The sequence below is a fragment of the Cellulomonas fengjieae genome, assembly GCF_018388465.1.
Lineage (GTDB): Bacteria > Actinomycetota > Actinomycetes > Actinomycetales > Cellulomonadaceae > Cellulomonas > Cellulomonas fengjieae.
In genome coordinates this window covers 1,826,681-1,847,081 of the sequence record NZ_CP074404.1, presented here as the reverse complement: position 1 = coordinate 1,847,081, position 20,401 = coordinate 1,826,681, and the positions used below count along the sequence as shown (strand labels likewise).

Genomic DNA, 20,401 nt, shown 5'->3' with positions numbered 1-20,401 from the left:
GCCCGGGGTCGACGCTGACGACGCTCCGGCGTCATCGACTGACAGGGGGCTGCTGAGGCGCACGCGCTGCGGTTCCGTTCGTGGTCCGGCGGGGGTAGGTCGCCCGGCCATGCTACGGCCTGCGCCTGGGCCGAGGCACGACGCCGGCCCCGGATCACCGCTACACGCGTGTGAGATCGGTCGCCGCAGGCTCGGAAGAGCACGGACGTCGCTGCCGGATGGTCACCCCGGGCGTGCGCTGCCCGGTCCGCTATAGGGTCGGTGGGCACGGTCCGACGACCGCCATCGGCGTGGCGTCCCACCTGCCCGGCAGCCTGATGTGGGTGCCGATCTGGTCCGACACGACACCCGACCACCTGCTCGGGTGGAAATGAGGTGCGGTGAACGCGAAGGCTCCCCTGGCCGAGACGGTCGGATGGACGGATCTGGACCTGCGAGCGGTGGACACGGTGCGTGTCCTGGCCGCGGACGCGGTCGAGAAGGTGGGCAACGGTCACCCCGGGACGGCGATCAGCCTCGCCCCGGCGGCATACCTGCTCTTCCAGAACGTCCTGCGTCACGACCCGGCCGACCCCCACTGGCTCGGCCGCGACCGGTTCGTCCTGTCCGCGGGCCACTCGAGCCTCACGCAGTACATCCAGCTGTACCTCGCCGGCTTCGGCCTGGAGATCGAGGACCTGGAGGCGCTGCGGACGTGGGACTCCAAGACGCCCGGCCACCCGGAGTTCCGGCACACGACCGGCGTCGAGATCACCACCGGCCCCCTGGGTCAGGGCCTCGCGTCCGCCGTCGGCTTCGCGATGGCCGCCCGGCGTGAGCGCGGGCTGCTCGACCCCGAGGCCGCCCCGGGCACGAGCCCGTTCGACCACCACGTGTACGTCATCGCCTCCGACGGCGACCTGCAGGAGGGCGTGACCAGCGAGGCGTCGTCCCTCGCGGGCACGCAGGAGCTCGGCAACCTCATCGTGCTGTGGGACGACAACCACATCTCGATCGAGGGCGACACCGAGATCGCGTTCACCGAGGACGTCCTCGCCCGCTACGAGGCGTACGGCTGGCACGTGCAGTTCGTGGACTGGACCGGCGGACCCGACGGGTACCGCGAGGACGTCGACGCCCTGCACGCCGCGATCGAGGCCGCCAAGGCCGTCACCGACCGCCCGTCGTTCATCGGCCTGCGCACGCTCATCGCGTGGCCGACGCCGACCAAGACCAACGACCACTCCTCGCACGGCTCCAAGCTGGGCGCCGAGGCGATCCGTGGGCTCAAGGAGCTCCTCGGCTTCGACCCGGAGAAGACCTTCGAGGTCGACCCCGAGGTGCTGGCGCACACGCGCGGCCTGTCGGAGCGCACCGCGCCGGTGAAGGCGCAGTGGCAGAGCGACTTCGAGGTGTGGCGCACGGCGAACCCCGACAACGCCGCGCTGCTCGACCGGCTCGTCGCCGGAGAGCTGCCGGACGGCTGGACCGATGCGCTCCCGGCATTCCCCGCGGGCAAGTCCGTGGCCACCCGCGCCGCGTCCGGCGACGTGCTCAGCGCGCTCGCCCCCGTGCTGCCCGAGCTCTGGGGCGGCTCCGCCGACCTGGCGGGCTCCAACAACACGACCATGAAGGGCGAGCCGTCCTTCCTCCCGGCCAAACGCTCGACGCACGAGTTCGCGGGTGACGAGTTCGGCCGGACGCTGCACTTCGGGATCCGCGAGCACGCGATGGGCGCGATCCTGTCCGGCATCCGGCTGCACGGCCTGACGCGCCCGTACGGCGGGACGTTCTTCACCTTCAGCGACTACATGCGCGGCGCGGTCCGGCTGGCCTCCCTCATGGGTGTGCCGGCGATCTACGTCTGGACGCACGACTCCATCGGGCTCGGCGAGGACGGACCGACGCACCAGCCGATCGAGCACCTGGCCGCGGTCCGTGCCATCCCGGGCCTCGCCGTCGTGCGGCCCGCGGACGCCAACGAGACGTCGGCCGCCTGGGGAGCGATCCTGGCGCGCGCCGACGGCCCGGTCGGGCTCATCCTGACCCGCCAGAACGTCCCGACGTTCCCGCGCGGCGAGGACGGGTTCGCCACCACCGAGGGCGTGGCGCGCGGCGCGTACGTCCTGCTCGAGGCGAGCAGCGGCACCCCCGACGTGATCCTCGTCGGCACGGGGTCCGAGGTGCAGCTGGCGGTCGCCGCGCGCGAGACCCTCGAGGCGGCCGGCGTGGCCACGCGCGTGGTGTCGGCGCCGTCGCTCGAGTGGTTCGCCGAGCAGGACGAGGAGTACCGCGAGTCGGTGCTGCCGTCCTCGGTGCGCGCGCGGGTGTCGGTCGAGGCCGGCATCGCGCTGTCGTGGCACAAGCTCGTCGGGGACGCCGGGCGGTCGGTGTCGATCGAGCACTACGGCGCCTCGGCAGACGCCGAGACACTCTTCCGCGAGTTCGGGTTCACGCCCGAGGCCGTCGTCGCCGCGGCGCACGAGTCGATCGCGGCAGCAGCGGGCGGCACGAGCCCCGCGAACTCGGCCGGCGTCCCCACGGAGAGCGGGACGGGCGACCAGAAGGTCTGAGTCAGGACGCGTCGGCCCCGGTCGCCCGGGGCCGACGCGCGGCAGAAGGGGATCGACCATGGCACCGAGCAGCACCCCCCTCGCACGGCTGGCGGAGGCCGGCGTCGCGATCTGGCTCGACGACCTCTCGCGAGAACGCCTGCGCACGGGGAACCTCGCCGAGCTGGTCCGGGACAAGGGCGTGGTCGGCGTGACCACCAACCCGTCGATCTTCGCCAGCGCGCTGTCCAAGGGCGACGCGTACGACGCGCAGCTGCGCGAGCTCGCCGCGGACGGCGCGGACGCCGACGCCGCCGTCTTCCGCATCACCACCGACGACGTCCGGCAGGCCGCCGACGTCCTGCGCCCGGTCTTCGACGCCACGGACGGCGTGGACGGCCGGGTGTCCATCGAGGTGGACCCGCGGCTCGCCAAGGACGCCGACGCGACCCTCGCCACCGCCCGGTCGCTGTGGTCGACCGTCGACCGCCCGAACGTGTTCATCAAGATCCCCGCCACCCAGGAGGGCCTCGCCGCCATCACGGCCGTCCTCGCCGAGGGGATCAGCGTCAACGTCACCCTGATCTTCTCCATCGAGCGGTACGGCAAGGTCCTCGACGCGTTCCTGACCGGGCTGGAGCAGGCGAAGGCCAACGGTCACGACCTCGCTTCCATCGCCTCGGTCGCGTCCTTCTTCGTCTCCCGCGTCGACGCGGCGATCGACCCGCGGCTCGACGCGATCGGCACGCCGCAGGCCGCCGCGCTGCGCGGGGAGGCCGCGATCGCGAACGCCCGCCTCGCGTACGGCCTCTACCAGGAGGTCGTCGCGGACGACCGCTGGGCGGCGCTCGCCGCGGCGGGCGCGCGCCCGCAGCGGCCCCTGTGGGCCTCCACCGGTGTCAAGGACCCGTCGTACCCGGACACCCGCTACGTCGACGAGCTCGTCGTCGCCGGTGTGGTGAACACGATGCCCGAGGCCACGCTGGACGCGGTCGCGGACCACGGCGGCGACGGCACGGACACGGTCACCGGGACGCGGCAGGAGTCCGAGGCCGTCATCGCGGGACTGCGCGAGCTGGGCATCGACATCGACGAGGTCACCGAACAGCTGGAGGTCGAAGGAGTGGACAAGTTCACGGCGAGCTGGGACGAGCTGCTCAGCACCGTCTCGGACGGGCTGGCAGGCGCGGTGCAGCAGAACGCCGACCAGGACGCCAGGTGAGCCCGAGCAAGGTGTCCGCGGGGAACAACCCGCTGCGCGACCCGCGCGACCGGCGCCTCCCCCGGATCGCCGGGCCGTGCGGCCTGGTCATCTTCGGCGTCACCGGTGACCTCGCCCGCAAGAAGCTCATGCCGGCCGTCTACGACCTCACCAACCGCGGTCTGCTCCCGCCGGGCTTCGCGCTGACCGGCTTCGCGCGGCGCGACTGGGCCACGCAGGACTTCGCCCAGATCGTGCACGACTCGGTCAAGGAGCACGCCCGCACGCCGTTCCGCGAGGCCACGTGGCGCCAGATGCTGGACGGGATCCGGTTCGTGCAGGGCACGTTCGACGACGACGACGCCTTCGACCGGCTGAGCGACACGGTGCACGAGCTGGACAAGGACCGCGGCACGGGCGGCAACCACGCCTTCTACCTGTCGGTCCCGCCGAGCGCCTTCCCGGTGGTCTGCAAGCAGCTGGCGAGGTCGGGCCTGTCGCAGCCGACCGAGGGCACGTGGCGGCGCGTGGTCATCGAGAAGCCGTTCGGCCACGACCTGGCCAGTGCGCGCGAGCTCAACGAGATCGTGTCGAGCGTCTTCCGGCCGGACGACATCTTCCGCATCGACCACTACCTGGGCAAGGAGACGGTGCAGAACCTGCTCGCCCTGCGCTTCGCCAACCAGCTCTACGAGCCCATCTGGAACGCCAACTACGTCGACCACGTCCAGATCACGATGGCCGAGGACATCGGCATCGGCGGACGCGCCGGCTACTACGACGGCATCGGCGCGGCTCGCGACGTCATCCAGAACCACCTGCTGCAGCTGCTCGCCCTGACGGCGATGGAGGAGCCGGCGTCGTTCGACGCCCACAGCCTCACCGCGGAGAAGATCAAGGTCCTGTCCGCGGTCAAGCTGCCCCGCGACATCGGCAAGCACACCGCGCGCGGCCAGTACGCCGCCGGCTGGCAGGGCGGCGAGAAGGTCGTCGGCTACAGCGAGGAAGAGGGCTTCAACCCGGACTCGACCACCGAGACGTTCGCGGCGATCCGGGTGGACATCGACAACCGTCGCTGGGCGGGCGTGCCGTTCTACCTGCGCACCGGCAAGCGCCTGGGCCGGCGTGTCACCGAGATCGCCGTCGTGTTCAAGCGTGCGCCGCACCTGCCGTTCGAGTCGACCGCCACGGAGGAGCTGGGCAAGAACGCCCTGGTCATCCGGGTGCAGCCGGACGAGGGCGTGACACTGCGGTTCGGCGCCAAGGTGCCTGGCACCGCGATGGAGGTCCGCGACGTGACGATGGACTTCGGCTACGGGCACGCGTTCACCGAGTCCTCCCCCGAGGCCTACGAGCGGCTCATCCTCGACGTGCTGCTGGGCGACCCGCCGCTGTTCCCCCGGCACGAGGAGGTCGAGCTGTCCTGGAAGGTGCTGGACCCGGTGACGGCGTACTGGGCGGGCAAGGGCAAGCCGGAGCAGTACCGCTCGGGCACCTGGGGCCCGGAGTCCGCGGACAAGATGATGGCGCGCGACGGGCGTGCCTGGAGGCGGCCATGATCATCGAGATGCCGGACACGACGACCCGGGACATCAACAAGCGCCTCGTCAAGGAGCGCGACGAGGGCGGGGCCATCGCGCTCGGCCGGGTCCTGACCCTCATCATCGCGGTGGGTGACCGGGACCCGGACGAGGCGATCGACGCCGCCAACGACGCCAGCCGCGAGCACCCGTGCCGCGTCATCGTCATCGCCAACGACACCGCGGACCGCGGCTCCAACCTGGACGCCCAGATCCGGCTCGGCGGCGACGCCGGCGCGAGCGAGGTGGTCGTGCTGCGCCCGTCCGGTCAGCTGGAACGACACCTCGACACGCTCGTGATCCCGCTCCTGCTTCCCGATGCGCCCATCGTCACGTGGTGGCCCTACGAGATCCCGGACGACGTCGCCGAGTCCCCGCTCGGGCGCATGGCGACCAGGCGGATCACGGACACCACCCAGGTCGCCCACCCGAACGCCGCGCTGCGCAAGCTCGCTGCGTCCCACACCGACGGCAACACCGACCTGGCCTGGACCCGGGCGACGCTGTGGCGCGGGCTCATCGCCGCGACCCTCGACCAGCCCCCGTTCGAGCCGGTGCAGCGCGCCGTCGTGGTGGGCGAGAGCACACACCCCTCCGTCGACCTGATGGCCGCCTGGCTCGCGCAGGCGCTGCGCTGCCCTGTCGAGGTCCAGCGCGTCAAGGACGCACCCGCGCTCACGCAGGTGCGGCTCGAGCGGAGCTCCGGTGACATCGTCCTGGACCGGCCGGACGGCAAGACGGCCGCCCTGCGCCAGCCGGACCACCCGGAGCACCGGATCGCACTGCCGATCCGCCAGCTGCGCGAGTGCCTCGCCGAGGAGCTCCGCCGCCTGGACGCGGACGAGGTGTACGGCGAGGTGCTGCAGAAGGGTCTCGCGAGGATCGACGCATGACGCGTGACGTGGTGGTCCACCCGGACGCCCGGGTGCTCGCCGCGGCCGCCGCGGCCCGGCTGCTCACCCACCTGGTGGACGTCCAGTCCCACCGCTCCCCCGTCCACGTCGCCCTGACCGGCGGCACCGTGGGCATCGCCACGCTCGCGGCGGTGGCGGCCAGCCCGGTGCGCGACGCCGTCGACTGGTCCGGGGTGCACCTGTGGTGGGGAGACGAGCGCTTCCTGCCCGACGGCGACCCCGACCGCAACGAGACGCAGGCCCGCGCGGCCCTCATCGACGCGCTCGGCGATGCGCTGCCCGCGCAGAACGTGCACGCGATGGCGGCTCGGTCCGAGGAGGTGCCGACGCCAGAGGTGGCGGCGGAGGCCTACGCGACCACGCTGGCCGAGCAGGGCTCCCCCGCCTTCGACGTGGTGCTGCTGGGCATGGGTCCCGACGGGCACGTTGCGTCCCTGTTCCCGGGGCACGAGGCGCTGACGGTCACCGGGCGACCCACGGTCGCCGTGCACGACTCCCCCAAGCCGCCGCCCGAGCGCGTCTCGCTGACCTACGACGCGATCCGCGGCGCCCGGGAGGTCTGGGTGGTCGCGGCCGGTACGGAGAAGGCCCAGGCCGTCGCCTCCGCGCTCCGCGGCGCGCCGGTGGACACGACGCCCGCCGCGGGCGCCCTCGGCACCGAACGGACTCTTTGGCTGGTCGACGTGGCCGCCACGCAGGCCCTGGGCACGCCCGCTGCGCTCTCCACGACCGCCGCGGCCTTCCCCGCACCGGTGCAGGAGGCGGCAGGCCTCTGGCAGCGCGTGGACGAGTACTTCTCCGCGCTGGTGCCCGAGGACCTCGCCCTGGTCGAGACCCGGCACGCGGCCGCGACCGGTGGGTTGCCCGACATCGCGGTCGCCCCCAACCAGGGCAAGCTCCTGCACCTGCTCGCGCAGGCGGTGGGCGCCCGCCGGATCCTCGAGATCGGCACGCTCGGCGGCTACAGCACGCTGTGGCTAGCCCGGGCGCTGCCGTCCGGCGGCACCCTCACGACGCTCGAGATCGACCCCGAGCACGCCCGGGTCGCGGTGGACTCGCTCACCCAGGCCGGCGTCGACGACCACGTCGACGTGCTGGTCGGACCCGCGGCGGACACGCTCGACCGGCTGGTCTCCGACGGGACCGAACCGTTCGACCTGGTGTTCGTCGACGCGGACAAGCAGTCGATCCCCCGCTATCTCGAGCAGCTGCTCGAGCTCACACGCCCGGGATCGGTGGTGGTGGTCGACAACGTCGTACGCGGCGGTGCGGTGCTGGACGCGGACCACCCGGACGAGCGGGTGCAGGGCGTCCGCGCGATGGTGGACCTCCTCACGGACCACCCCCGCTACGACGCCACCGTGCTGCAGACCGTCGGAGCCAAGGGCTACGATGGGCTCGCCCTCCTGCGCGTCCGCGACTGAGCCGGACCGGTACCGGGAACGACGAAGGCCCCCGCAGCGCTGCGGGGGCCTTCGTCGAGGTCTGGGTCAGCCGCCGCGCTTGGCGCGCAGGGCCGCGAGGGCCTCGTCGAGGATCGCGGCGCCGTCCTCGTCGGACCGCCGCTCCTTCACGTAGGCGAGATGCGTCTTGTAGGGCTCGTTCTTCGACGGCGTGGGAGGGTTCTCCTGGTCCTGCCCGGCCGGAAACCCGCAGCGGGGGCAGTCCCACGTCACGGGTGCATCGAGAGCGGCCTCCTCGGCGAAGCTGGGGCGCGTCTCGTGCCCGTTGGCGCACCAGTAGGACACCCAGGTCCGCGGGGCCGTGTCGCCGCGCTCGGCCTCACCCATGGGGCCGGCGCCGACGCGCGACCCCCTTATCGCGCTCCCGCTCGCCATCGTCTACCGCCCTAGACCGTGCGCTCGATGAGACCGAGCAGGATGATGATCGCCGTCCACACGAGCGCCGTACCGACCGTGATGCGGTTCAGGTTGCGCTCCGCGACGCCCGAGCTCCCCGCGCTGCTCGTGATGCCGCCGCCGAACATGTCGGACAGGCCACCGCCCTTGCCCTTGTGCAGCAGGACAAGTGGGACGAGCAGGAGGCTGGTCAGCACCAGCAGCACCTGGAGGGTGATACGAAGGCCAGTCACGTCGGAGTCAGTTCCTCACTGGGCGGGCACGTCCCCGGCACGAGCGCCGGTCACGTTGCGGTGGACCGCGGTACAGGGTAGGCGACGAGTGGGGCGATAGGCCACCACCCGACTCCGGTGGGTTCCGCGGACGTCCGCGGAACCCACCGGCGACGATCAGAGACCGACGGCGTGCGACTTGTACCGCGCGATCGCGGCGAACTCCTCGGGGTCGAGGCTCGCGCCGCCGACGAGCGCACCGTCGACGTCGGGCTTGGCCATGATGGAGGCGACGTTCGACGACTTGACCGAACCCCCGTACAGCACGCGCACGGCCTCGGCCGTCTCCGCGTCGTACAGCTCGCCGATCCGCGTGCGGATGGCCGAGGCCAGCTCCTGGGCGTCCTCGGGCGTGGCGGTCTCGCCGGTGCCGATGGCCCAGACGGGCTCGTAGGCGACGACGACGGTCGCGACCTGCGCGGCCGTCAGACCGGCCAGGGCGCCCTCGAGCTGCGCCAGCGTGTGCGGGACGTGCTGGCCGGCCTTGCGGACCTCCAGCACCTCACCGACGCACAGGATCGGGACGAGGCCCGCGCCGAGCGCCGACTTCACCTTGGCGTTGACCAGCTCGTCGGACTCGTTGTGGTACTCCCGGCGCTCCGAGTGACCGACCGCGACGTACGTGACGCCGAGCTTAGCCAGGAACAGCGGCGAGATCTCGCCGGTGTAGGCGCCCGACGTGTGCGCCGAGACGTCCTGCGCGCCGTAGACGAGCTCGAGCTTGTCGGCGTCGACCAGCGTCTGCACGCTGCGGAGGTCGGTGAACGGCGGCAGGACGCAGACCTCGACGGCCGAGAAGTCGTGCTTGGCGTCCTTGAGCGTCCACGCGAGCTTCTGCACGGTGTGGGTGGCCTGGTGGTGGTCCAGGTTCATCTTCCAGTTACCCGCCATCAGCGGGGTACGAGTGGTCACGCTCAGTCCTCCAGAACTGCGATACCGGGGAGCGTCTTGCCCTCGAGGAACTCGAGGCTCGCGCCACCACCGGTCGAGATGTGTCCGAACCCGGCCTCGTCGAAGCCGAGCGTGCGCACGGCCGCGGCGGAGTCGCCACCGCCGACGATGGTGAAGCCGCCGTTCTTGCCCGCGTCGACGAGCGCCTGGGCGACCGCACGCGTGCCGCCGGAGAACGCCTCGAACTCGAAGACGCCCGCCGGGCCGTTCCAGACGACGGTCTTGGCGTCGACGATCTTGCTCGCGAAGAGCTCGCGCGACGCGGGGCCGATGTCCAGCCCGATCTTGCCGTCGGGGATGGCGTCGGCCGGCACGACCTGCGCCGGGGAGTCGGCCTTGAACTCGTCGGCGACGACGATGTCGGTGGGCAGGACGATCTCCACACCGGCCTCCTCGGCCTGCGCGAGGTAGCCCTTGACGGTCTCGATCTGGTCGGCCTCGAGCAGGGAGGCGCCCACCGAGTAGCCCTTGGCGGCGAGGAAGGTGAAGACCATGCCGCCGCCGATGAGCAGGCGGTCAGCCTTGGTCAGGAGGTTGGCGATGACGCCGAGCTTGTCCGAGACCTTGGAGCCACCGAGCACGACGACGTAGGGCCGGGCCGGGTCGTCGGTCGCCTTGCGCAGCGACGCGACCTCCTTGAGCACGAGCTTGCCGACCGCGTGCGGGAGCACCTGCGCGACGTCGTAGACCGACGCCTGCTTGCGGTGCACGACCCCGAAGCCGTCGGACACGAAGACATCAGCGAGGCCGGCCAGCTCGCCCGCCAGCTCGGCGCGCTCGGCGTCGACCTTGGACGTCTCGCGCGGGTCGAACCGGATGTTCTCCAGGAGGGCGATCTGCCCGTCCTGCAGCGCCTCGACGGTCGACCGCGCCGAGTCGCCGACGACGTCCGTCGCCAGGGCGACCGGCTGGCCGAGCAGCTCGGAGAGACGGTCGGCGACCGGCTTGAGCGAGTACTTGTCGTCCGGCGCACCCTTGGGGCGGCCGAGGTGGGCCATCACGACGACGCGCGCACCGGCGGCGAGCAGCGCCTGGAGCGTCGGGAGGGCCGCGCGGACGCGGCCGTCGTCGGTGATGGTCGTGCCGTCGAGCGGCACGTTGAAGTCGGAACGGACCAGGACGCGCTTGCCGCGCAGGTCTCCGAGATCCTCGATGGTCTTCATGGCAACTCCTACCTTGACTCGATCGTGGGCGGACACGGCTGCGTCCGCGTGCGCCGAGGCCTCGAGGGCCGGGGCGCACGCGGACGCATGACCGTCACTGCGGGTGCAGCGGAGACGTCAGAGACGCTCGCCCACGTACTTCGTGAGTGCGACGAGGCTGTTCGAGTAGCCCCACTCGTTGTCGTACCAGGCGATGATCTTGACCAGGTCGCCGCTCACCTTGGTGAGCTTGGAGTCGAAGATGCTCTGGTGCGGGTTCGTGACGATGTCGCTCGACACGATCTCGTCCTCGACGTACTCGAGAACACCCTTGAGCGGGCCCTCCGCGGCGGCCTTGACCGCAGCGTTGACCTCCTCGACGGTGACCTCACGCGAGGCCGTGAACGTCAGGTCCGTGGCCGAGCCCGTGATGACGGGGACGCGCAGCGCGAAGCCGTCGAGCTTGCCCTTGAGCTCCGGGAGGACGAGCGCCACGGCCTTGGCCGCACCCGTCGACGTCGGGACGATGTTCGCCGCGGCGGCGCGGGCCCGACGCAGGTCGCGGTGGGGACCGTCCTGCAGGTTCTGGTCACCCGTGTAGGCGTGGATCGTGGTCATGAGGCCACGCTCGATGCCGATCGAGTCGTTCAGCGCCTTGGCCACGGGGGCCAGGCAGTTCGTGGTGCAGGACGCGTTGGAGATGATGTGCTGCGTCGCTGCGTCGTAGTCGGTGTGGTTCACACCGACGACGAAGGTGCCGTCCTCGTTCTTGGCGGGGGCGGAGATGATGACCTTCTTGGCGCCGGCGTCGATGTGCGCCTTCGCCTTGGTCGCGTCGGTGAAGAAGCCGGTCGACTCGATCACGATGTCGGCACCCAGCTCGGCCCAGGGCAGGTCGGCGGGGTTCCGCTCGGCCAGCGCCCGGATCGGCTTGCCGTCGACGATGATGTTCTCGTCGTCGTAGCCGATGCTCAGCGGGAAACGACCGAGCACCGTGTCGTACTTGAGCAGGTGCGCGAGCGTCTTGTTGTCCGTGAGGTCGTTCACGCCGACGATCTCGATGTCGGCACCGGAAGCCAGGATGGCCCGGTAGAAGTTACGCCCGATACGGCCGAAGCCGTTGATACCGACGCGGATGGTCACTTGCCCTCCTCGGCAGCGCCGACATGGGGGCCGGCGCACACATTTGTTGATGGGGTCACGCACGCCGCTGTGCGCTCCGGACGTCGGCGGTACTGAGCCATTGCTTTGTGCCCATTACATGACCGTCGTATGACGTTCGGATGACATGAAGCCTATACCAGTAGCTGCCCGCCCGCCGTGACAAAGGTCCTGATAGGACGCCGTGCGATGCCCCTTCGCAGGTCAGAGGTCGAGCAGGTCCGGGCTCAGACCGGCCTCGGTGTCCGGGATCCCCAGCTCGGCGGCGCGCTTGTCCGCGGTCGCCAGGAGGCGGCGGATCCGGCCCGCCACCGCGTCCTTGGTGAGGGTCGGCTGGGCGAGCTTGCCGAGCTCCTCCAGGGAGGCCTCCTTGTGCGCCAGGCGCAGCTCGCCGGCCTCGCGCAGGTGGTCCGGGAGCTCGTCGCCGAGGATCTCGAACGCGCGCTCGACGCGCGCGCCGGCAGCCACCGCGGCCCGGGCCGAACGGCGCAGGTTCGCGTCGTCGAAGTTCGCCAGGCGGTTGGCCGTGCCGCGGACCTCGCGCCGCACGCGGCGCTCCTCCCAGACCATCATCGTGTCGTGCGCGCCGAGCCGGGCCAGCATCGCGCTGATGGCGTCCCCGTCGCGGATCACCACGCGGTCGATGCCGCGGACCTCGCGCGCCTTGGCGGCGACGCCGAGCCGGCGCGCGGCGCCGACGAGCGCCAGGGCAGCCTCCGGACCGGGGCACGTCACCTCGAGCGCGGACGACCGGCCGGGCTCGGTGAGCGAGCCGTGCGCGAGGAACGCGCCGCGCCAGGCGGCCTCTGCCTCCGCCACGCCCGCGGACACGACCTGCGGCGGCAGCCCGCGCACCGGGCGGCCGCGGTTGTCCAGCAGGCCCGTCTGCCGGGCGAGGGACTCGCCGTCCTTGACGACGCGCACCACGTACCGGCTTCCGCGGCGCAGGCCGCCGCCCGAGACGACGATGATCTCGCTCTCGTGGCCGTAGACCTCCGAGATCGCCTGCCGCAGCCGACGGGCGGCGATCCCCGTGTCCAGCTCCGCCTCGATGACGATCCGGCCCGAGATGATGTGCAAGCCCCCGGCGAACCGCAGCGTGGCCGACACCTCGGCCTTGCGTGCGGTCGTCTTGTCCACCTTCAGACGGGCGAGCTCGTCCTTCACCTGTGCCGTCAGCGCCATGGGGTGCATCCTGCCATTGTGGGACGCGTGTCCGGCAACGGGCTCCGTCACTGGTCGGGCAGCTCGCGCGTGCCGACGTCGCCGAGGAAGCCGTCCAGGACGTCGGAGTAGGCCCCGGCGAGCCGCAGCGGGTCGTGGCGCGGCGTGCCGTCGCCGCGACCGACCTGGCGCAGCAGGAGCCGGCTGCCCTGCCCGGCGCACCGCGCGGAGAGCGCCGCCACGTCGTCGACCGCGGACGGGTCCGCCACCACGGCGTCGACCCGAAGGTCGGGGGCGTACCTCTGCAGCACCTCGAGGTACTGGTCGGCCCGCATCCCGGCCGTCTCCCCCGAGTCCCCCGCCGCGAGGTTGAGGGTCACGATCATGCGGGCACGGGTGCGGTGCAGCGCGTCGTGGAGCCCGGGGACCAGCAGGTGGGGAAGCACCGAGGTGTACCAGGAGCCCGGCCCGAGCACGACCCAGTCGGCGGACTCGATCGCCGCAACCGCCTCGGGGCACGCGGGCGGGTCCGCGGGGTCGAGCCGCACCTGGTTGATGGTCCCGGTGGTCACGGCGACCGCGCTCTGGCCGACGACGCGTCTCGTGGTGCCGGCCGCGTCCACCACGTCGGCCTCGATCAGCAGCGGGACCGCCGCCATCGGCAGCACCCGTCCGCGGGCGCCCAGCAGCTTGCCCACCCAGTCGAGGCCCTCGACGGTGTCGCCGAGCAGCTCCCAGAGCGCCACGATGAGCAGGTTCCCCACGGCGTGCTGGTCCAGGTCGCCCGCCGAGCTGAACCGGTGCTGCAGCACGTCGCGCCAGGTCTGGCCCCAGTCCGAGTCGTCGCACAGGGCGGCCAGCGCCATGCGCAGGTCGCCCGGCGGCAGGACGCCGAGCTCGTCGCGCAGCCGTCCCGACGAGCCTCCGTCGTCCGCCACCGTGACCACGGCGGTGATGCGGTCGGTCATCAGGCGCAGTGCCGACAGCGAGGCGGACAGGCCGTGGCCGCCGCCGAGCGCGACGACGGCCGGCGAGGCCGCCCTCATTCCTTGCCGAGGTCGCGGGCGGACACCGCCACCAGGTGCCCGCGGTCCCGCAGCCTCGCGGCGACGGCCTCGCTGACGGCGACGGAGCGGTGCTTGCCGCCCGTGCAGCCGATGGCGATGGTCACATAGCGCTTCTCCTCGTTGAGGTACCCGGCGAGCACCGGCTCGAGGGCATCGACGTAGCGGTCGATGAACGTGACCGCCCCGGGCAGTCCCAGCACGTAGTCGCGCACCGGGGCGTCCCGACCCGTCAGGTGCCGCAGCTCGGTGATCCAGTACGGGTTGGACAGGAAGCGCATGTCCACCACGTGGTCCGCGTCGAGGGGCAGCCCGTACTTGAACCCGAACGAGACGATCGAGATCCGCAGCGCGTCCTCGGCGCCGCTGGCGACCACCGCGCGGACCTCCCGCGCGAGGTCGTGGACGTTGAGCTCGGAGGTGTCGATGAGGGTGTCCGCGCGCTCACGCAGGTCCTCGAGGATCGCCCGCTCCTCGGCGATGCCGTCGAGGATCCGGCCCTGCCCCTGCAGCGGGTGGGGACGTCGCACCTGCTCGAACCGCCGGACGAGCACCTCGTCGGACGCGTCCAGGAAGAGGATCCGGTACTCCACCCCCAGCTCCCGCAACCCCTCCAGAACGGGGGCCAGGTCCTGGAAGAACTCGCGCCCGCGTACGTCGATCACGGCGGCGAGCCGCTGCGCCCGGGCGCTCGCCGGCCCGCTGGTCAGCATGCCCACGAGGTGGGTGAGCATCTGCGCCGGCAGATTGTCGATGACGTACCAGTCGAGGTCCTCCAGCACGGCGGCCGCGCGGGTGCGACCCGCGCCGGACATCCCCGTGATGATGAGGACCTGCGGCTGGCTCAGGTGAGGCGCCTCGGTGGCCGCCTCGAGGGCGGGGATCCCGGCGGGCACCGTGATCGGCGAAGGCTCGTGGGTCATGCGTCCAGCATGCCAGCAGAAGAGTCCGCGGCCGCGTCCGCCACCGCGGGCACGCCCGCCTTCTCGCCCGGGGCGGCCAGGGCCGCGACCACCGCCGCCGCCGTGCGCTCCCCCATCCCCTGCACCGACGCGATCTCCTCGACGGACGCCGCGCGCAGGCGCTTGACCGACCCGAAGTGGCGCAGCAGAGCCGCCTGACGGGCCGGACCGAGCCCGGGCACGCCGTCGAGCACCGAGGTGGTCATGCCCTTGCTGCGACGCTTGCGGTGCGCGGTGATCGCGAACCGGTGCGCCTCGTCCCGCAGCCGCTGCAGCAGGTAGAGGCCCTCGGAGCTGCGCTGCAGGATCACGGGGTACTCGTCCCCCGGCAGCCAGACCTCCTCCAACCGCTTGGCCAGACCCACGAGCGCGACGTCGTCGATGCCGAGCTCCGCCAGGGCGGCGGCGGCCGCGGCCACCTGCGGCGGACCTCCGTCGACGACCACGAGGTTCGGCGGGTACGCGAACCGCACCGGCCTGCCGGTGGTCTCGTCGATGGGGCCCGAGCGGATCGGCTGGCCGTCGTCGTCCTCGCCCGTGCCGAGCTCGACGTCGCCGGCCTCGGACCGCTCGGCGAGGTAGCGCTTGAACCGTCGGGTGATCACCTCGTGCATCGCTGCGGTGTCGTCGCGCGCGCCCTGGCCCTCGGGCCCTCGGATGGTGAACAGGCGGTACTCGCTCTTGCGGGCCAGTCCGTCCTCGAACACCACCATCGACGCCGTCTGGTAGGTGCCCTGGTTGTGCGACACGTCGTAGCACTCGATGCGCAGCGGCGCGGACGGCAGGTCGAGCGCCTCCTGGAGCTCCTGCAGCGCCTGGCTCCGCGTGGTCAGGTCACCGGCGCGCCGGGTGCGGTGCAGGACGAGCGCGTGCTCCGCGTTGCGCTGCACGGTCGCCGCCAGCTCGCGCTTGTCGCCGCGCTGCGGAACGCGGACCGATACGCGGCTGCCCCGCAGCCCGGTGAGCCAGGACTGCACCTGCTCGACGTCGGGGGGCAGCACCGGGACCAGAACCTCGCGCGGGACCGCCGACGACCCGGCGCCGCCGTCGCCCGCGGCCGCCTCCGACCCGTAGATCTGCTGGAGCAGGTGCTCCACCAGCTCGGCGTCGGTCACGTCCTCGACCTTCTCCACCACCCAGCCACGCTGCCCGCGGATGCGCCCGTCACGCACGTGGAACACCTGCACCGCGGCCTCGAGCTCGTCGCCGGCCAGCGCGAAGATGTCCGCGTCCGTGCCGTCGGCCAGGACCACGGCGTTCTTCTCGGTCGCACGCTCGAGCGTCGCGATGTCGTCGCGCAGGCGCGCGGCGCGCTCGTAGTCGAGCTCCGCCGCCGCCTCCTTCATGCGGGCCGTCAGCCGGCGCGTGAACTTGGCGGTGTCGCCCGCCATGAAGTCGCAGAAGTCCTTCGCCAGCTGGTGGTGGTCCTCCGGCGAGATGCGACCGACGCAGGGCGCCGAGCACTTGTCGATGTAGCCGAGCAGGCACGGCCTGCCCTGCTGCCGGGCGCGCTTGAAGACTCCCGCCGAGCAGGTGCGGACCGGGAACACCCGCAGCAGCAGGTCGACCGTCTCCCGGATCGCCCACGCGTGCGGGTACGGCCCGAAGTACCGCGTGCCCTTGCGCTTCGCGCCGCGCATCACCTGGATGCGGGGGTACGTGTCGGCGAGCGTCACGGCGAGGTACGGATACGACTTGTCGTCGCGGTACTTGACGTTGAACCGGGGGTCGAACTCCTTGATCCAGGAGTACTCCAGCGCCAGCGCCTCGACCTCCGTGCCGACCACGGTCCACTCGACCGAGGCGGCCGTGGTGACCATCTGCCGCGTGCGCTGGTGCAGCCCGGAGAGGTCCTGGAAGTAGCTGGACAGGCGCGAGCGCAGGCTCTTGGCCTTGCCGACGTAGATGACGCGGCCGTGCTCGTCGCGGAAGCGGTACACGCCCGGCTGGTCCGGGATCTCTCCCGGTGCGGGGCGGTACGTGGCGGGATCAGCCATGGGTTCGAGCGTAGTTCGCCGGATCGAGGACACGGATCGCCCACGGCCGGTGCGGCGCCGCTACCGTGGGCAGATGGGCCCCCTGCACACCTACTCCGTCGACCTCACCTGGACGGGGGCCGGTCGGAGCGGCACCTCGAGCTATACCGCCTACAGCCGCGACCACGAGGTCAGGATCGGCACCAAGCCGCCGCTGCCCGGGTCGTCCGATCCCGCGTTCCGGGGCGACCCGTCGCGCTACTCCCCGGAGGAGCTGCTGGTTAGCTCGCTCGCGCAGTGCCACATGCTCTGGTTCCTGCACCTCGCGGCTGCGGCCGGCGTGGTCGTCGTCGGGTACGAGGACCAGGCGGTCGGCACGATGCGCGTCGAGGCGGCGGGCCACGGGCAGTTCCGCGAGGTCGTCCTGCGGCCGCGCGTGACGGTCGCCGCGGGCGCCCACCTGCCGACCGGCGCCGCGATCACCGACGGCGTGCTCGCGGACGTGCACCACCAGGCCCACGAGCACTGCTTCATCGCGCGGTCCGTGAACTTCCCGGTCCGCCACGAACCCGTCCCGGTGCGGACCGCGCAGTCCGTCGCCCACTGAACCCCGAACCGCCGGCTCAGCCAGCGAGGTTCGAGGACGTAGCCGAAGGCGAGACTCGTCCGTCCCGCTCACCATCAGGCCGGGATCGCCTGCTTGACGGCACGCTTGCGCTTCACCGGCTGTGGTGTCGCCACCGGCTCCAGGACCTCGGCCAGGAACCGTCCGGTGTGGCTCGCCTCCACGGACGCGATGTGCTCCGGCGTGCCCTCCGCGACGACCAGCCCGCCGCCGCTGCCGCCCTCGGGACCCATGTCGACCACCCAGTCGGCGTTCTTGATGACGTCGAGGTTGTGCTCGATGACGATGACGGAGTTGCCCTTGTCCACCAGCGACTGGAGCACCCCGAGCAGCTTGCGGATGTCCTCGAAGTGCAGACCGGTGGTCGGCTCGTCGAGCACGTAGATCGTCCGGCCCGTCGAGCGCCGCTGGAGCTCGGCGGCCAGCTTGACGCGCTGGGCCTCGCCGCCGGAGAGCGTGGGGGCGGGCTGGCCCAGGCGGACGTACCCGAGGCCGACGTCGACGAGCGTGCGCAGGTGCCGGGAGATGGCGGGGACGGCGGCGAAGAACTCCGCGGCCTCCTCGATCGGCATGTTGAGCACGTCGGCAACGGTCTTGCCCTTGAAGTGCACCTCGAGCGTCTCGCGGTTGTACCGCGCGCCGTGGCAGACCTCGCAGGGGACGTAGACGTCCGGCAGGAAGTTCATCTCGATCTTCAGCGTGCCGTCGCCCGAGCACGCCTCGCAGCGTCCGCCCTTGACGTTGAACGAGAACCGGCCCGGCGTGTAGCCGCGCACCTTGGCCTCGGTGGTCTCGGCGAACAGCCGCCGGACGTGGTCCCAGACGCCGGTGTACGTGGCCGGGTTGGACCGCGGCGTACGGCCGATGGGGCCCTGGTCGACGTGCACGACCTTGTCGAGGTGCTCCAGGCCGGTCACCCGCTTGTGCCGGCCGGCGACCTGGCGCGCGCCGTTGAGCTCGTTGGCGAGCACGGTGTAGAGGATCGCGTTGACGAGCGTCGACTTGCCCGAGCCCGAGACGCCCGTGACGGCGGTCAGCACGCCGAGCGGGAACGACACGTCGATGTCCCGCAGGTTGTGCTCGCGCGCGCCCACCACCGTGAGCCGGCGGTCCTTGTCGATCGGGCGACGGGCCTGCGGCATCGGGATCGACCGGCGTCCGGAGAGGTACGCACCCGTCACGGACTCGGTCGACGAGAGCAGCCCGGCGAGGTCACCGGAGTGCACCACGCGGCCACCGTGCTCGCCGGCGCCGGGGCCGATGTCGACGATCCAGTCGGCCGCGCGGATGGTGTCCTCGTCGTGCTCGACGACGATCAGCGTGTTGCCGAGGTCCCGCAGCCGCGTCAGGGTGTCGATGAGCCGGCGGTTGTCGCGCTGGTGCAGGCCGATGCTCGGCTCGTCGAGGACGTACAGCACGCCCACGAGGCCGGAGCCGATCTGCGTGGCGAGCCGGATCCGCTGCGCCTCGCCGCCCGACAGCGTCGCCGCCGGACGCATCAGCGAGAGGTAGTCGAGTCCGACGTCGAGCAGGAAGCCCAGGCGCGCCTGGATCTCCTTGAGCACCTGCGCGGCGATCGCCCGCTCCCGCTCGCCCAGCTCCAGGCCGTCGAGGAACGTCCGGGCCTCGCGGATGGGCAGGGCGCAGACGTCGGCGATGGACTTGTCCCCCACGCGGACCGCGAGGACCTCCGGCTTGAGCCGCGCACCCTTGCAGACGGGGCACGGGACCTCGCGCATGAAGGCCTCGTACTTCTCCTTGCTCCAGTCCGAGTCGGTCTCGGTGTGCCGCCGCTCGAGGAACGTGAGCACACCCTCGAAGCCGGTCGAGTACTGCCGCTCGCGGCCCCACCGGTTGCGGTACTTGACCTTGACCTCGTGGTTCTGGCCGTGCAGGACCGCGTCCTTCGCCCGCTGCGGCAGCGCCCGCCACGGCACCGACGTGGAGAACCCCATGTCGGAGGCCAGGGCGCTGAGCACGCGCGCGAAGTACTCGCTGGAGATCTGCGACCACGGCGCCACGGCGCCCTCGTCGAGCGACAGGTCCTCGTCCGGGATCACCAGCTCGGGGTCCACCTCGAGGCGGGACCCGATCCCGGTGCACTCGGGGCAGGCGCCGTAGGGCGCGTTGAACGAGAACGTGCGCGGCTCGATCTCGTCGAGCGTCAGGACGTGGTCGTTCGGGCAGGCGCGCTGCTCGGAGAACCGCCGCTCGCGGCCCGGGTCGTCGGCGTCCGCGTCCACCAGCTCGATGACCAGCAGGCCACCTGCCAGGCCCAGCGCCGTCTCGACCGAGTCCGTCAGGCGACGCTTGACGCCCTCACGCGAGACGAGTCGGTCGATGACCACCTCGATGTCGTGCTTGAGCTTCTTCTCGAGCGTCGGCGGGTCGGTGAGCTGCACGACCTCGCCGTCCACCCGGGCGCGCGCGAACCCCTTGCTCTGCAGCTCCTTGAACAGGTCGGCGTACTCGCCCTTGCGGCCGCGGACCACCGGCGCGAGCACCTGGTAGCGCGTGCCCTCGGGCAGCTCGAGCAGGCGGTCGACGATCTGCTGGGGCGTCTGCGCCGTGACCCGCTCGCCGCAGATCGGGCAGTACTGCGTGCCGGCACGCGCGAACAGCAGTCGCAGGTAGTCGTAGACCTCGGTGATCGTGCCCACGGTCGAGCGAGGGTTGCGGTTGGTCGACTTCTGGTCGATCGACACCGCCGGCGACAGACCCTCGATGAAGTCGACGTCGGGCTTGTCCATCTGGCCGAGGAACTGCCTGGCGTACGCGGACAGCGACTCGACGTAGCGCCGCTGCCCCTCCGCGAAGATCGTGTCGAACGCCAGCGACGACTTCCCGGACCCGGACAGACCGGTGAACACGATGAGCGTGTCACGAGGGAGGTCGAGGTCGACGTTGCGGAGGTTGTGCTCCCGGGCGCCCTGCACCACCAGTCGTTCGTTCACGCGGGGAGTCTACGTGCCCTCTCTGACAATCGCACATGCGTTCGA

At 71.8% G+C, this 20,401-nt stretch carries 16 protein-coding genes; 6 read left to right on the top strand and 10 right to left on the bottom strand.

Annotated elements, in window-relative coordinates:
• Positions 1–380 precede the first annotated feature (380 nt).
• Genes tkt through pgl form a run of 5 tightly spaced genes read left to right on the top strand, consistent with a single transcriptional unit; the run spans position 381 to position 7,650 of the window.
• The gene (tkt, locus tag KG102_RS08540; RefSeq protein WP_208289982.1) at positions 381–2,552 is read left to right on the top strand and encodes a transketolase; all 2,172 of its coding nucleotides are present in this window, start codon (positions 381–383) and stop codon (positions 2,550–2,552) included.
• Positions 2,553–2,610: 58 nt separating this feature from the next.
• Positions 2,611–3,753: a transaldolase gene (gene tal, locus KG102_RS08535; RefSeq protein ID WP_213363052.1), complete on the top strand. Its 1,143-nt coding sequence runs from the start codon at positions 2,611–2,613 to the stop codon at positions 3,751–3,753.
• A complete protein-coding gene (gene zwf, locus KG102_RS08530) occupies positions 3,750–5,291 on the top strand; it encodes a glucose-6-phosphate dehydrogenase (RefSeq protein ID WP_208213516.1) in 1,542 nt (513 codons plus the stop codon). Before tal ends, zwf begins: the two co-directional genes overlap by 4 nt.
• A complete protein-coding gene (locus tag KG102_RS08525; RefSeq protein ID WP_208213517.1) occupies positions 5,288–6,205 on the top strand; it encodes a glucose-6-phosphate dehydrogenase assembly protein OpcA in 918 nt (305 codons plus the stop codon). The genes zwf and KG102_RS08525 overlap by 4 nt, the downstream gene beginning before the upstream one ends.
• Positions 6,202–7,650: a 6-phosphogluconolactonase gene (gene pgl / locus KG102_RS18960; protein ID WP_208289983.1), complete on the top strand. Its 1,449-nt coding sequence runs from the start codon at positions 6,202–6,204 to the stop codon at positions 7,648–7,650. The genes KG102_RS08525 and pgl overlap by 4 nt, the downstream gene beginning before the upstream one ends.
• Positions 7,651–7,716: 66 nt before the next feature.
• On the opposite strand, the gene KG102_RS08515 is transcribed toward pgl, so the two are convergent.
• The 9 genes from KG102_RS08515 to uvrC all read right to left on the bottom strand — a co-directional run bounded on the left by KG102_RS08515 (position 7,717) and on the right by uvrC (position 16,798).
• Complete coding sequence (locus KG102_RS08515; protein WP_208213519.1) at positions 7,717–8,064, bottom strand: RNA polymerase-binding protein RbpA; 348 nt, start codon at positions 8,062–8,064, stop codon at positions 7,717–7,719.
• 11 nt (positions 8,065–8,075) lie between these two features.
• Complete coding sequence (gene secG / locus KG102_RS08510; protein ID WP_208213520.1) at positions 8,076–8,318, bottom strand: preprotein translocase subunit SecG; 243 nt, start codon at positions 8,316–8,318, stop codon at positions 8,076–8,078.
• A gap of 156 nt (positions 8,319–8,474) precedes the next feature.
• Positions 8,475–9,269 (bottom strand): triose-phosphate isomerase, encoded by a 795-nt coding sequence (gene tpiA, locus KG102_RS08505; protein ID WP_208213521.1) that lies wholly within the window; start codon positions 9,267–9,269, stop codon positions 8,475–8,477.
• Between the two features lie 2 nt (positions 9,270–9,271).
• Positions 9,272–10,471 (bottom strand): phosphoglycerate kinase, encoded by a 1,200-nt coding sequence (locus tag KG102_RS08500; RefSeq protein ID WP_208289984.1) that lies wholly within the window; start codon positions 10,469–10,471, stop codon positions 9,272–9,274.
• Between the two features lie 117 nt (positions 10,472–10,588).
• Positions 10,589–11,593 carry a type I glyceraldehyde-3-phosphate dehydrogenase gene (gene gap / locus KG102_RS08495; protein WP_208213523.1) on the bottom strand — a complete coding sequence of 335 codons (1,005 nt, stop codon included), beginning with the start codon at positions 11,591–11,593 and terminating at the stop codon, positions 10,589–10,591.
• Between the two features lie 222 nt (positions 11,594–11,815).
• Positions 11,816–12,796, bottom strand: coding sequence for a DNA-binding protein WhiA (gene whiA / locus KG102_RS08490; RefSeq protein ID WP_208213524.1), 981 nt, complete (start codon positions 12,794–12,796; stop codon positions 11,816–11,818).
• A 47-nt stretch (positions 12,797–12,843) separates the two neighbouring features.
• Complete coding sequence (locus tag KG102_RS08485) at positions 12,844–13,821, bottom strand: gluconeogenesis factor YvcK family protein (protein WP_208289985.1); 978 nt, start codon at positions 13,819–13,821, stop codon at positions 12,844–12,846.
• A complete protein-coding gene (rapZ, locus tag KG102_RS08480; RefSeq protein ID WP_208213526.1) occupies positions 13,818–14,762 on the bottom strand; it encodes an RNase adapter RapZ in 945 nt (314 codons plus the stop codon). Before rapZ ends, KG102_RS08485 begins: the two co-directional genes overlap by 4 nt.
• Positions 14,759–16,798 (bottom strand): excinuclease ABC subunit UvrC, encoded by a 2,040-nt coding sequence (gene uvrC, locus KG102_RS08475; protein WP_208289986.1) that lies wholly within the window; start codon positions 16,796–16,798, stop codon positions 14,759–14,761. The genes rapZ and uvrC overlap by 4 nt, the downstream gene beginning before the upstream one ends.
• Positions 16,799–16,871: 73 nt before the next feature.
• Here uvrC and KG102_RS08470 point away from each other — a divergent pair, with 73 nt between their 5' ends.
• A complete protein-coding gene (locus KG102_RS08470) occupies positions 16,872–17,384 on the top strand; it encodes an OsmC family protein (protein WP_208213528.1) in 513 nt (170 codons plus the stop codon).
• A 74-nt stretch (positions 17,385–17,458) separates the two neighbouring features.
• Here the strand turns inward: KG102_RS08470 and uvrA are convergent, their stop codons facing one another.
• Positions 17,459–20,356 (bottom strand): excinuclease ABC subunit UvrA, encoded by a 2,898-nt coding sequence (gene uvrA, locus KG102_RS08465; RefSeq protein WP_249667524.1) that lies wholly within the window; start codon positions 20,354–20,356, stop codon positions 17,459–17,461.
• Between the last annotated feature and the right edge of the window lie 45 nt (positions 20,357–20,401).